General features: G+C 72.3%; 12 protein-coding genes. All 12 read right to left on the bottom strand.

Translation table 11 applies throughout. From position 1 onward, the window contains the following. Positions 1-142: 142 nt before the first annotated feature. Positions 143-913, bottom strand: a complete 771-nt coding sequence (locus Pma05_RS03260) for an IclR family transcriptional regulator (RefSeq protein ID WP_203855736.1) — start codon at positions 911-913, stop codon at positions 143-145. Between the two features lie 201 nt (positions 914-1,114). Then, positions 1,115-2,155 (bottom strand): PDR/VanB family oxidoreductase, encoded by a 1,041-nt coding sequence (locus Pma05_RS03265; RefSeq protein ID WP_203855737.1) that lies wholly within the window; start codon positions 2,153-2,155, stop codon positions 1,115-1,117. Between the two features lie 132 nt (positions 2,156-2,287). After that, positions 2,288-2,548, bottom strand: coding sequence for a hypothetical protein (locus Pma05_RS03270; RefSeq protein ID WP_203855738.1), 261 nt, complete (start codon positions 2,546-2,548; stop codon positions 2,288-2,290). Continuing rightward, the gene (locus Pma05_RS03275; RefSeq protein ID WP_203855739.1) at positions 2,545-3,597 is read right to left on the bottom strand and encodes an aromatic ring-hydroxylating dioxygenase subunit alpha; all 1,053 of its coding nucleotides are present in this window, start codon (positions 3,595-3,597) and stop codon (positions 2,545-2,547) included. Before Pma05_RS03275 ends, Pma05_RS03270 begins: the two co-directional genes overlap by 4 nt. 118 nt (positions 3,598-3,715) lie before the next feature. Continuing rightward, a complete protein-coding gene (locus tag Pma05_RS03280) occupies positions 3,716-4,966 on the bottom strand; it encodes an FAD-dependent oxidoreductase (RefSeq protein WP_203855740.1) in 1,251 nt (416 codons plus the stop codon). A 130-nt stretch (positions 4,967-5,096) separates the two neighbouring features. Beyond that, entirely contained in the window at positions 5,097-6,224 is a 1,128-nt protein-coding gene (locus Pma05_RS03285) for a hypothetical protein (protein WP_203855741.1), read from the bottom strand. Between the two features lie 11 nt (positions 6,225-6,235). After that, positions 6,236-6,874 carry a UGSC family (seleno)protein gene (locus Pma05_RS44300; RefSeq protein ID WP_443678467.1) on the bottom strand — a complete coding sequence of 213 codons (639 nt, stop codon included), beginning with the start codon at positions 6,872-6,874 and terminating at the stop codon, positions 6,236-6,238. Further along, on the bottom strand, positions 6,775-7,254 hold the full coding sequence (locus Pma05_RS03300) for an aconitase X swivel domain-containing protein (RefSeq protein WP_203855744.1): 480 nt from the start codon (positions 7,252-7,254) through the stop codon (positions 6,775-6,777). Before Pma05_RS03300 ends, Pma05_RS44300 begins: the two co-directional genes overlap by 100 nt. Next, positions 7,251-8,528, bottom strand: coding sequence for an aconitase X (locus tag Pma05_RS03305; protein WP_203855745.1), 1,278 nt, complete (start codon positions 8,526-8,528; stop codon positions 7,251-7,253). Before Pma05_RS03305 ends, Pma05_RS03300 begins: the two co-directional genes overlap by 4 nt. A 42-nt stretch (positions 8,529-8,570) precedes the next feature. Continuing rightward, positions 8,571-9,929: an FAD-dependent oxidoreductase gene (locus Pma05_RS03310; protein WP_203855746.1), complete on the bottom strand. Its 1,359-nt coding sequence runs from the start codon at positions 9,927-9,929 to the stop codon at positions 8,571-8,573. Continuing rightward, positions 9,926-11,608, bottom strand: a complete 1,683-nt coding sequence (ilvD, locus tag Pma05_RS03315) for a dihydroxy-acid dehydratase (RefSeq protein ID WP_203855747.1) — start codon at positions 11,606-11,608, stop codon at positions 9,926-9,928. The genes Pma05_RS03310 and ilvD overlap by 4 nt, the downstream gene beginning before the upstream one ends. A gap of 24 nt (positions 11,609-11,632) precedes the next feature. Further along, positions 11,633-12,403, bottom strand: a complete 771-nt coding sequence (locus tag Pma05_RS03320; protein ID WP_203855748.1) for an SDR family NAD(P)-dependent oxidoreductase — start codon at positions 12,401-12,403, stop codon at positions 11,633-11,635. Positions 12,404-12,405 lie beyond the last annotated feature (2 nt).

Here is a 12,405-nt window from a genome sequence, read left to right on the forward strand (position 1 = left end):
GAGTCGAATCATGCTCACCTTCCCGCCGCTGTCGGGACGAGATGCGGGATACCGGCGAAAATCACCGGACCGGGGTGGATCGGCCCACCTTTCTCGCGGCGGATCTCGGCGGGATCGTGGTCCAGCGCGACCGGCGGTTCGGCTACTCGGCCCCGGGGTCCCGGCGGCCCGGGCGGACGGCCGGCAGGGCGGGGGCGCGCAGCGCCCGGGAGATCCCCCGGGCGGCGGCCTGGACCACCGGGATCAGTCCGGCGCGCTGCGGGCGCGGTGCCCGGACCACGACCGAGACCGCGGCCACCACGTCGCCGGTCGGGCCGTACACCGGGGCGCCGATCGACAGCGCGTCCATGGTCACCTGCCGGTCGCTGATCGCGATCCCGGTCCGTCTGACCTCCGCGAGCAACCGACGCAGTTCCCGGGCGGAGGTGATGGTCCGTTCGGTGAAGCGCTGCAACGGCGCGTCGAGCACCGCCTCCTGCACCTCGGCCGGGGCGTGCGCCAGCAGCACCAGCCCGACACCGGTAGGCGGCATCGCGAACCGCCCGCCGACCCGGGTCAGCACCGGCACCGCGCTGTGCCCGGCGATCCGCTCGACGTACACCACCTCGAGGCCCTCCCGGACGGCGAGCTGGACGTTCTCCTGGGTCACCTGGAACAGGTCCTCCAGGAACGGCAGTGCCGCCTCGCGGAGCCCGAGCCCGCGCGGTGCGAGCGAGGCGATCTCCCACAGCCGCAGCCCGATCCGGTAGCGACCGTCGGCGTCCCGTTCCAGCGCGCCCCAGCCGGCGAGGTCGTTGACCAGCCGATGGGTGGTGGTGAGCGGCAACCCGGCCCGGCCGGCCAGTTCGGTGAGGGTCAGCTCGCGGCGGTCCGGGGTGAACGCCTCGAGCAGCCGCAGCGCCCGCACGGTCACCGACCCTGTCCCCGACGGCGTCCCGCCCGGCACCGCCACCCCCAGCCCTCCCGCCACCCGCCGACCACCAGCATATTTGCCCGTCGCGGCGACGAGACCCGCTGTCCCGCCGACGCGTCCCGCTCCGGCACCGCGCCGCCGCCACGACCCGCCGCCATGGAACCGCCGCCGTGGCTGGCCGTCCCGGCCGGGTCCGGGTGGTCAGAGGTCGAGCACGAGTTTCGGGGTACGGGACCGGGACACGCAGATCATCATGGTGTCGTTGGCCGCCTGCTCCTCGTCGGTCAGCAGCGAGTCCCGGTGCTCCGGGATCCCGGCGAGCACCGGTGTCTCGCAGGTGCCGCAGGTCCCCTCCTGGCAGGAGGAGAGCACCGGGATCCCGGCCTCCTCGACGGTCTGGAGGATGGACCGGTCCGGTGGCACCGCCAGGGTCCGGCCGGACTGGGCGAGTTCCACCTCGAACGACTCCCGGCGGACCGGTTCGGCGAAGGTCTTCGGCGCGAAGCGCTCGACCCGGAGCGTGCCGGCGGGCCAGTGCCGGCAGTTCGCCTCGACCGCACCGAGCAGGGGTTCCGGGCCGCAGCAGTAGACCAGCCGGCCCGGGTCGGGCTCGGCGAGCAGCGCCGGCAGGTCGAGCAGCCCGGTCTCGTCCTGCGGCTGGATCGAGACCCGGTCGCCGTACCGGTCCCGCAGTTCGGTGCGGAACGCCATCGAGGTCCGGGACCGGCCGCCGTACACCAGCCGCCAGTCGGCACCGGACGCCTGTGCGGCGGCCACCATCGGGACGATCGGGGTGATCCCGATCCCGCCGGCGATGAACAGGTACCGCTGCGCGGGGAGCAGCGCGAAGTGGTTGCGGGGCCCTCGGACGCGTACGGTCGCGCCCACCGGCAACCCGTCGTGCACGTACGCCGAGCCACCTCGACCGGCGCTCTCCCGCAGTACCGCGACCCGCAGCTCGGTACGGTCCGCCGGGTCGCCGCAGAGCGAGTACTGCCGGACGAGGTCGGGCCGGAGCAGCAGGTCGAGATGGGCACCCGGCTCCCAGGACGGCAGCGGTACTCCGCCGGGATGCCGCAGGTGGAGTACGACGACACCGTCGGCCGCCACGGTCTTCGCGGTCAGCAGCAGGTCGAGTTCGCCCTCACCGTCGGCGGGCGCGGCTGAGCCGTCGGCGGATTCGGCGCCGCCGTCGGCGGGGGTGGTCCGGGGGTTGGAATCGAGCTCGGTGTCGGTGGGCATCGGTCGGCCATTCGGTCGGGGGCGGGCTCACGGCTGCCGGAGCGGGCACGACTGCCGGCGGTGGTCGGCAGGGCTGCCGGCGGTCGACAAGGCCCGGCGCGGCGGGGCGGCGGCGACCGTGCGGCGCCCGGCTCAGGCGGGGACGGGTTGGCGGTCCGGGACCGCTCCGGTCGGTTCGTCGACCGGAGCGGGGTGCGCCGGGCGGTCCCCGCCATGGCTGTCGGGGTGCGCGAGCAACCAGGCCCAGAGCGCGATCGGGTCCTCGGCGTCGTGCGAGTTACCGCAGAAGCAGAAGCCGCGCAGCCGGTCGGTGCCGAGCACCCACTCGACCCGGTAGACCCGGGGGCCGGTCAGCATCCGGCTGGGCGCACCGGTGCCGCTCCGGCCGGTCACGACGTCACCGCGCCCTCCGGCCGGCTCCGCTCGGCCATCCGCTTGAGGATGCGGCGCGCCGCCAGGCCACCGGTGTCGATGTTGATGCTGAGTTCCTGGTAGCCGTCCGCCTCCTTGACGAGTACCTGTTCGAGGAGGTTGAGTGCGGTCACGTCCTGCATCACCACGGTGTGGTTGTTGGAGTGCAGGAACCGGGAGACCTCCTCGTCGTCGAGCGCGAAGTCCCGGGCGACGGCCCAGAAGTCGTACGTGGTGTTCTCGGTGGACGGGGTGATCGCGTACACCACCTCGACGTGGAACGCCTGGTCGTCCGGGCCCTCGGCCGGCGGGTGGACGCCCTGCGGCGCGATCCGGCTGTGCAGCAGGTAGAGGCACGGCGGGTGGTACTCGATGTCCTGCCAGCGGGTGATCCGGCCCTCGATCCCGGTCGACTTGGCGTAGAACGGCGGGCAGGCGGCGTCGTCCATGTGCCGGCTCACGTAGACGATCCCGGAGTCCTCGTCGACCTCGGTCTGGATCGGCGTCTCGGCGACCTCGGGCGTGCCGATGTAGCCGCCGTGCAGGTAGGTCTCGTGGGAGAGGTCCATCAGGTTGTCGACCAGCAGCATGTACCGGGCGTTCAACGGCTCCATCCCGGAGACCGTGGTGTAGGCCGGGTCGGCCAGCCAGGGCGCCCGGGGAATCAACGCCGGGTCGGCCTTGGCCTTCTCGCCGATCCACACCCAGACGAACGAGTCCTGCTCCACCACCGGGTACGCCGCCACCCTGGCGGTACGCGGAATCCGCTGCTGGCCGGGGACGAAGACACAGGAACCGCCGCGGTCGTAGGTGAAGCCGTGGTAGCCGCAGACGATCGAGTCGCCGTCGAGCCGGCTCTCCGAGAGCGGGAAGCGCCGGTGTACGCACCTGTCGGCCAGTCCGACCGCCTCGCCGCCCTCGGTCCGGTAGAAGACGATCGGCTCGCCGAGGATCGTGCGGCCGAGCAGTTCCCGCCCGACCTCCCTGCTGTATGCGGCGACATACCACTGGTCGCGTACGAAAGCCGTCATGGCGACTCCTTGGAGAAGCGGCGGATCTTCTCCTCGGAGCATGTCGAGCGCTCCGCCGGCCGGGAAGTACGTCTTCCGGATAACGGAAGGGCGACTGCCGGTCGAGGTCACCGGGTGACTACTCGTCCACGACGACCGGGGTCGGCGGGCGGCGGGCGAACGGCGGCGCGTGCTCGGGGCGTACGCCGATGCCGATCAGGTAGGCCGGGCCGAGGGACGCGAACGGGAACCGCCGGAGCAGGGCCAGTATCGGCCGGGGCGGTCCGGCCCGACGCCGGTCGAGGATCGGTGCGACCAGGCCCCGGTGCATGAGCCGCTGCAACCGCTGCACCAGGATCGTCGGCAGCAGCCGTCGGGCGCGGACGCCCGCCAGTTCGGCGTCGGTCACCGTGCCGCGCCGGAGCGGCTCGGCGAGCAGGGTCGCGGCGGCCACCGCGTCCTGCACGGCGAGGTTGATCCCGACCCCGCCGATCGGTGACATCGCGTGCGCGGCGTCGCCGAGGCAGAGCAGCCCGGGCACGTGCCAGCGGTCGAGCCGGTTCAGCCGTACGTCGAGATGCTTGACGTCGTCCATCGAGGCGATCGCGCCGACCCGGTCGGCGAAGCCGGGAGCCAGTTCGGCGATGTCCCGGCGGAACTGCTCGATCCCCCGGGCCCGGAGCCGCGCGTCGCTGCCCTTCCGGGCGATGTAGGCGATCTGGAGGTAACCCTCCCGGGGGATGACCACGGCGAACCGGCCCGGGCCGACCCGGGGGGTGAGCCCGGCCGGATCGTCGTGCGGGTCGCGGGGCAGCCGGAACCACCAGGCGTCGATCGGCACCGGAAACTCCCGGACCGGCAGGCGGGCCTGGTCCCGGGCCAGCGACCACCGGCCGTCGCAGGCGACGGTCAGTTCGGCGCGCAGCTCACCGGTCTCGCCGTCCGGCCCCCGGTAGCGCACGCCCCGGACCCGGCCGTCCGACCGGATCAGCTCGGTCACCTCGGTCCGCATCCGCAGCGTGAACGAGGGCTCGGCGGCGCCGGCCTCGGCGAGCAGGTTGAGCAGGTCCCACTGCGGCACCATCGCGACGTACGGATACCGGGTCTTCAGCCGGCGGAAGTCGGCGACGACGATCTGCCGCCCCGGCGCCAGCGGAAAGGCGACCTCGTCCAGCCGGCTCTGCGGCAGGGCGGCGAACCGCTCTCCGAGGCCCAGTTCGTCGAGGAGTTGCAGGGTGGACGGGTGCACCGTGTCGCCCCGGAAGTCACGCAGGAAGTCGCCGTGTTTCTCCAGCACCGTCACGTCGACGCCGGCCCGGGCCAGCAGCAGCCCGAGCACCATCCCGGCCGGTCCACCGCCGACGACGACGCAGGTCGTGTGCCCGTCCATCGCGATCACCTTATTCATCAGACGATGAATTACGCGTCCACGCTACGCCCGGGACAACGATGATCGCAACTGTCCGGACACCGGCACGGCAGCTCCGCGCCGCGCGGGTCAGGTTGCCGGAGGTCCGGGGTCAACCTCCCGGAACGGGTACGACGCAGGGGCTGTCGCCCCTCGGCCCAAAGGTCTCCACCACGGCGGATACGCCCGAGTTCGACGCCCCGGCGACCACCACCAGGACGGTCTCCGGCGACCTCAGCACGTGCACCCGACCATCGCCGACGGTCGAGTCGGGATCGATCTCCGCCTCGCGGTCCGGTACGGCATCCGGATGGTCGGCCGGTACCCGCCACCGGGACTTCCGGGAGACGCTCCCCTTGCCCACCCGGTCCAGTCCGGCCCGGCTGCGTACCGCCGCGCCGTGCACGAACTCGCGGATCCGGGGCTTGTCCCAGCCGGCCCCGGCGAGCAGGTGGGCGTGCTCCGGGCTGAGTACCAGGCAGGCACTGATCGTCTCGTGCAGCAGCGCCCCGGTCCGGGCCACCGTGTCGGCGAAGTCCCGGAGCAACTGTTCCGGTACCCCGGTGTGCCGGGCCTCGACGTGCACCACCGACCGGATCGTCATCGCGGTCACCGTGCTCTCCCCGGCCGCGAAGCCGTACTCCGCCGGCAGCGGCGCCCAGGGGCTCTCCTCCTCGTTCTCGGCGACGCAGAGGGTGTACTTCGCCGGCGTACCCTGGGTCGCCTGGTCGAGTTCCCGGGGGCGCAGGCCGAACGCGTTCAGCGCGGTGAGCCGGAGCGCCCGGCCGATCGTCGCGTTGGCCCGGAACCCCGGCCCGAAGACGTTCCCCCGGCTGTTCAGCCCGATCCGCTCCCGTACCGGGCCGTTCACCACCAGCATCGGGGCGGTACCGGTGGTGCTCTGCCAGATCCCCTTCGCGAGGTAGCCCTCGGCGGCCAGCGAGTCCCAGGCCGCCAGCACCACCGGAAAGTACTCCGGGCGGCAGCCGGCCATCGCGGCGTTCAGCGCGGCCAGCCGTACCGTGCAGTGCCGGTTGAGGTGCGGCATCGCGAACACCACGTCGTCCGGGCCGCGATCCGTCTGCGCCAGGAACCGGTCGAGCAGCGCCTGGTCACAGGGGACCACCGGCAGCCCGTCCGTCCAGCCGCGTTCGTAGCAGTACTCGATCGCGTCCTGCACGGCGGCGGGGTCCGGCACCCCGCCGCCGTCGGACCCGACCGGCACACCGGTCGTCGTCACTCCTCCGCCCGTCACTCCTCCACCCCCAGGATCTCCAGGATGCGCGGCGTCATCTGGACCACCCGCTCCCGAACCTCCACCAGGGTGAGGCTGGCGACCGGGTGCGGGGTCAGCAGATATTGGAAACCGGGGAAGCCGTAGGCCCTGGCCATGGCGTCGGCCGGAATCTTGAACGGCTCGGTGCAGATTGAGACCGCTGGGATGCCGCCACGTTCCAGCAGAATTCCGTCGGCCAAACTGGCCGCGCTGCACGAGCCTCAATCACCGATGGCGGCGATGGCGAAGTCACACTCCTGCACGATCCGCTCGGTCAGGGTCTGGTCCACCGGCGTGCCGAAGTACGACTTGGTGTACATCACCACCTCGCGGACGCCGTACCGGTCGCGCAGGTGGTCGCCGATCTCGCCGAGCAGCACCGAACCGTTCGGCTTGCCGTTGTCCAACAGGCCCAGGGTGGCGCCCCGCAGGCTGCCCAGCCGGGGCGCCAGGGTGGTGTCCGCACCCCGGTCCGCGTCACCGGTCGGGTCGAGGATCACCCCCGCCCAGTCAGTCATGGTTTCCCTCCGTCCAGTCGCTGCCGCGGCACGGCACCGGTCTGCGGCCGGCCGCCCCTGGTCACCACGACCAGGCCGTTGTCGGCGTCGACGCATACCCAGTCGCCGGTCTCGATCACGTCCAGCGGGTCCTGGTCGAGGTCGGTGACCGCCGGTACCCGGGTCACCACCACGCCGAGCGCGATCTTGGTGTTCATGTAGTTGAAGATCATCGCCTTCGGTGCCGACCCGGCCAGCCGCGACATGTGGAACATGCCGGACCAGCCGGAGGAGCCCTTCGCGCCGGGGAAGACCAGGATCCGGTCCCGGAACGACTGGCCGGCGAGTTCGTGCCGGGACTCGATGATCCGGCCGCCGGTCGGCTCGATGCCGCCCCAGCCGGAGATGCTGTCCCGGGTCACCAGCGCCTCGCCCTCGGCCACCCCGCCGACCAGCCCCCGGCCGTGCAGCGTGATGGTGCTGCCCGTCGCCGTCATCGCAGCTCCCCCTGCCAGCGGCCGGTCAGCGCCGACTCCACACACTCCGTGGTACTGCCGAACCAGCCCTGCACCTTCATGATCGCCGGCAGGTAGTGCACCTGCTTGGCCGAGTCGGTGGCGATCACCCGGGTTCCCTTCGGCAGGAACTGCCCGATCGCCGGGCAGGTGTCGCTCATCAGCAGCGCACCGGCGTCCCGGAGGATCTGGGCGTAGCCGTTCTGCTCGGCGACCTGCCGGATGGCGCGCGGGGTGAAGACCCAGAGCGCGCTGTCCGCGTGCACCTTCCGGCCCTGGACCAGCCGGCAGACGTCCCGGATCTGGCTCAGTGTCGCGTGTGGACACCCGATCATCACCAGGTCGACGTCGGTGTCCCGGGCGGTGTGGTTCAACTGCTCGTACGTCTGCCGCCGCTCGCGCTCCCCGTACCGGAGGGTCTGCACCGGCCGGCGCGGGCCGAACGCCTCCTCGACACTCCTGGCCTCCACGGTGGTGCCGGGGATGTGATACATCTCGACCCCGCCCGAGGAGGCGGCAGCGGCGCCGAAGTGCTTGAGCTTGACCAGGTTCGGCACCTCGGTGATGCCGTCCAGCACCGGCACCCCCTCCTGGACCAGCTCACCCACGTAGTAGCCGAGCAGTCCCCAGTCCAGGCTGCTGCGCACCGGCTCGGCCACCTCGACCAGGTGGCTGCCGAACCGGTTCTCGGCCAGGTGATAGCCCCAGTACGGGATCCTGCCGGTCAGCATCGCCGCCGCCGCGCTCTCCCGACCCTCCACATTGGTCCGGGCGCCGAGCACCGAGTTGACGTAGACCACCGCCGAGGACTCCATCCAGGCGCAGTGCTCCCCCTTCACCGGCACGTTCCCGACCTGGTACGGCGTGCAGGTGTTCATCAGGTGGATGCCGTGCCGGGCGCTGTACGACTCGGACTCCTCGATCGCGTCGTGCGCCTCCTGGCTGAGCCCCTGCACCTGCCAGTGCTGGGTGTCCATCGGCCCGATGAGCTGATAGCTCTGCGCCCGCATCGGAGTGATCTCCACCGGTTTCGGGCTGTCCAGGCTGAACTCCGAGAAGACCGCGTCCGGGCCGGCGTGCCCGCAGAGCTGCATCTGCCGGGGGCCGAAGATGTTGGCCCCGCAGACGTTGTCGGTCTCCACCAGGCGTTCGGCGCCGAGCACCTCGCCGTACCGGATCAGCAGGTCCATCGCGGCCTGGACGGCCTCGCCCTGCTCGCCGTCGCGCATCCGCCGCTCGTCGTCGGTCAACCGCATCGACCCGTCACCTCCTCCGCTCGGCCGGCCCGACACCGGCGCTCACCACGACGTCCCCAGGTACGCCCCGTCCTCGGTCAGCCGCTTCTGCAACCGCGCGACGTCGACCTCGCCGCCGGCCACCCCGGCGCCGAGCGCCAGGTCCGCCGCCGTACCGGCCGCCTGGCCCATCGCGAAACACGGGCCGGTGACCCGGGCCGACGACTGCCCGTCGTGGGTCATCGAGGCGCACCGGCCGGCGACGTAGAGGTTGGCCAGTCGCTGCGGCACGATCATCCGGAACGGGAGCTGGTTGAAGCCGCGCGGGTCGTCGCCGTTCGGCCAGCGGATCACCACGTCCCCGGCCACGTGCGCCTCCACCGGCCAGCCGTTCACCCCGATGGTGTCCGGGAAGTCGACACAGTCCAGGATGTCGTCGCTGGTGAGCTGGTACGGGCCGACGATCCGCCGGGTCTCCCGGATCCCGATCGACGGGGCGATGTCGACCACGTACGAGTCGGCGAAGCCGGGGACCTGCTCCCGGAAGAACGGGAACTGGTCCCGGATCTGCCGCCGGCCCTGCAACTCGCCGAGGCTGAGCTGCTCCACGTCGGTGCCGTCGATCGCGCTGCCGTCCGGGTTGCTGAGCTGGGTCATGTTGGCCCGCCACTCCAGCGGGTTACGCTGCGGGCGCACGATCGGCTTCTTCCGGGCGAACCGGAACGTGCCGGCCCGCTCGGCGGCGTCCATCAGCTCGGGCAGCCGCTCCCGCTCCCGGATCGCCGTCTCGGCGTCCACCCCGTTGATCCGGAACATCAGCGACGGATACATCATCCCGGCGTCGGCCGGGGTCTTCTCGTAGGGCGCACCGGCCCAGGCGGCCAGGTCGGCGTCGCCGGAGCAGTCGACGAAGAACCGCCCGACGATCGCACCCCGGCCGGACTTCGACTCGACCAGTACGGCGTGCACGGTGTCGTCGGCGCCCATCAGCACCCCGACGGCGAGGGCATGGAAGAGCACCTTCGCCCCCGACTCCACCACCAGGTCGTCGGTGGCGATCTTGTACGCCGAGATGTCGTACGCCTGGGCCAGGATCCGGTTCTCGAAGGAGAGGTGTGCCGGATTCAGCCCGTCCAGCGCTGCCATCCGGGCCAGCAGGTCGTCGGCGAGCCCGTGGATCACCTGACGGTGCTCGCCGTGCACGTTGGCGTGCAGCCCGCAGAAGGTGCTCAGCCCACCGGCGCTGCCGGCCCCGCCGAGATAGCCGTACCGCTCGATCAGGATGGTGGACCGGCCGGTCCGGGCTGCGGCGGCTGCCGCCATCACCCCGGCCGGTCCGCCGCCGAGCACCACCACGTCGTACTCGCCGAGCACCGGGGTACGCCGCCCCGGCTCGACCAGTTCCCCGCTGCCGGACGTCATCCCTTGTTCCCTTCTTCGGTCAGCACGGCACCCTCGGCCACCGGGGTGACCAGTCGCTCGTAGATGGCGAGCCAGCCCTGCTCGCCGGAGTCCGGTCGGGGCCGGAACCGCTCGCGGCGCTCCGCGAGCACCTCGGCCGGGACCAGCAGGTCGACCGTGCGGGCGGCGACGTCGATCGCGATCGGGTCGCCCGCCTCGACCAGTCCCAGCGGTCCGCCGACGGCCGCCTCCGGGGAGACCTCGGCGACCACGATCCCGGTGTTAACCAGCCCGGACATCTGCCCGTCGGTGACCACCGCGACCTGGTCGCCCAGCCCCGCCCCGTCCAGGGCGAAGACCACCGCCGAGGCCATCCCCATCCCCGGGCCGCCCTTCGGGCCGAGTCCGGCCACCACCACCACGTGGCCGGGCCGGATCTGACCGGCGGCCAGCCCGGCCAGGGCGGCGTCCCGGCTGGGGTAGACGATCGCCCGGCCCTCGAACCGGGTCGGCCCCCGGTCGTCGACCGGTCGCTTCACCGCCGCACCGTCCGGGGCCAGCGAGCCGCGTACCACCACGATGCCGGGGCGGCGGCCGAGCGGGCGGTCGACCGGTCGGATGATCTCCTCGTCCGCGACCGTGACGCCGGCCAGCACCTCGCCGAGGGTCTGGCCGGTCACCGTACGGGCCGACAGGTGCAGTTGGCCGGCGAGCTGCTTCAGCACCGCCAGGGCACCACCGGCCGCCTCGAACTCCTCGATGAAGTGCGGCCCGTTCGGCCGGATCGCGGCGAGCAGCGGCACCGCGTCGGCGTACCGCTCGAACAGCGCCGGGACGTCGACGGCGCGGCGCGCCTCGACGGCGACCGCCTGGAGGTGTTTGATCGTGTTGACCGAGCCGCTCACCGCCAGCAGCACGGTCACCGCGTTCTCGAACGCCTCGACGGTGAGGATGTCGCTCGGCTTGAGCCCCTCCGCCACCATCGCGACGATCCGCTCGCCGGCCCGGCGCACGTCCGCCCACATCCGGGGGCTGTTCGCCAGCACCGGGGTACTGCCCGGCAGGGTCATCCCGAGCGCCTCGCTGGCGATGTGCATCGAGTTGGCGGTACCCATCCCGGCGCACACCCCCGGCCCCCGGATCGCGTTGTCGCTCATCTCGGTCAGGTCCGGCAGCGAGAGGTGCCCGGCCGCCACGTGACCGGCGGCGAGGAAGACCTCCTCGATGTCGACGTGCTCGCCCCGGAACCGGCCGCTCGGCTGGTAGCCGCAGCCGACCACGATGGTCGGGATGTCCAGCCGGGCCGCCGCCATCAACTGGCCGGGCGCGGTCTTGTCGCAGGAGGCCAGGCAGACCATCCCGTCCAGCAGCGCACCCTCGACCGCGACCTCGATGTCGTTCACGATCAGGTCCCGGCTGGGCAGGATGTACCGGCCGTCCCGGCCGGCGCTGGTGATGAAGTCGCTGGGCGCGGCGGTACGCACCTCGAACGGCACCCCGCCGGCGGCCCGGATCGCCTCCTTCAGCGGCGGCACGATGTCGTCCAGGTGGCTGAAGCAGATCGCCAGGTTCGACGAGGAGTTGACGATCGCGATCTTCGGTTTCGTCATCTCCTCGTCGGTCAGCCCGAGGGCCCGCCACTGGGCCCGCCGGACGGCCCAGCGGGAACTGCCGACCGCGAGGTTGCTGCGCAGGGTCATCGGAGATCTCCTCGGGACGACGGGTCACGCGTTCAGCGCCCCGTCGATCAGGTGGGTGGCGCCGGAGACGTAGCTCGCCTCGTCGGAGAGGAGCCAGGTCGCCAGGTGCGCCACCTCCTCGGCGGTGCCATACCTGGCCAGCGGCACCCGGGCCGCCGCCCGGTCGTACGCGCCCTGCGGGTCGTCCGGGGCCACCTGCACGGTCAGGTCCCGGGCCATCCGGGTGTCGATGTGCCCCGGCGCGACGGTGTTGACCCGGATCCCGTACGGCGCACCCTCCAGCGCGGCACACCGGGTCAGCCCGATCACCCCGTGCTTCGACGCCACGTACGGGCTGAACGTCGCGCTGCCCCGGATCCCGGCCATCGAGGCGGTGTTCACGATCGCACCGCCGCGCTGCGCCTTCATCACCCGGAGCACCTCCCGCAGTCCCAGGAAGACGCCGCGCAGGTTCACCGCGATCACCCGGTCGAAGTCGTCGACGCCGAGTTCGGTGATCGGGGCCATCCGCCCCTCGATGCCGGCGTTGTTGAAGAACGCGTCGATCCGGCCGTACGCCGCCACCGCCTCGGCGACGTACCCGGCGACCTCGGCCTCCTGGCTGACGTCCGCCCGGATCGCCCGGACCGGTCCGGTGCCGCCCAGCTCGGCGGCGGTGCCGGCCAGCGCCTCGGCGTCCCGGTCCACCAGCACCACCCGGGCGCCGTCGGCCAGCAGCCGCTGCCCCACCGCCCGGCCGAAGCCAGCCGCGCCGCCGGTGACGACCGCCACCCGACCCTCGAATCTGCCTGCCATCG

Source organism: Plantactinospora mayteni (assembly GCF_016862935.1).
Lineage (GTDB): Bacteria > Actinomycetota > Actinomycetes > Mycobacteriales > Micromonosporaceae > Plantactinospora > Plantactinospora mayteni.

What these genes read in the sequence shown, in the direction of transcription:
- ilvD (WP_203855747.1), bottom strand. Translation starts at nt 11,608, where the DNA reads ATGACCCTGCGCAGCAACCTCGCGGTCGGCAGTTCCCGCTGGGCCGTC.
- Pma05_RS03305 (WP_203855745.1), bottom strand. Translation starts at nt 8,528, where the DNA reads ATGCGGTTGACCGACGACGAGCGGCGGATGCGCGACGGCGAGCAGGGC.
- Pma05_RS03300 (WP_203855744.1), bottom strand. Translation starts at nt 7,254, where the DNA reads ATGACGGCGACGGGCAGCACCATCACGCTGCACGGCCGGGGGCTGGTC.
- Pma05_RS03265 (WP_203855737.1), bottom strand. Translation starts at nt 2,155, where the DNA reads ATGCCCACCGACACCGAGCTCGATTCCAACCCCCGGACCACCCCCGCC.
- Pma05_RS03320 (WP_203855748.1), bottom strand. Translation starts at nt 12,403, where the DNA reads ATGGCAGGCAGATTCGAGGGTCGGGTGGCGGTCGTCACCGGCGGCGCG.
- Pma05_RS03310 (WP_203855746.1), bottom strand. Translation starts at nt 9,929, where the DNA reads ATGACGTCCGGCAGCGGGGAACTGGTCGAGCCGGGGCGGCGTACCCCG.
- Pma05_RS03280 (WP_203855740.1), bottom strand. Translation starts at nt 4,966, where the DNA reads ATGGACGGGCACACGACCTGCGTCGTCGTCGGCGGTGGACCGGCCGGG.
- Pma05_RS03275 (WP_203855739.1), bottom strand. Translation starts at nt 3,597, where the DNA reads ATGACGGCTTTCGTACGCGACCAGTGGTATGTCGCCGCATACAGCAGG.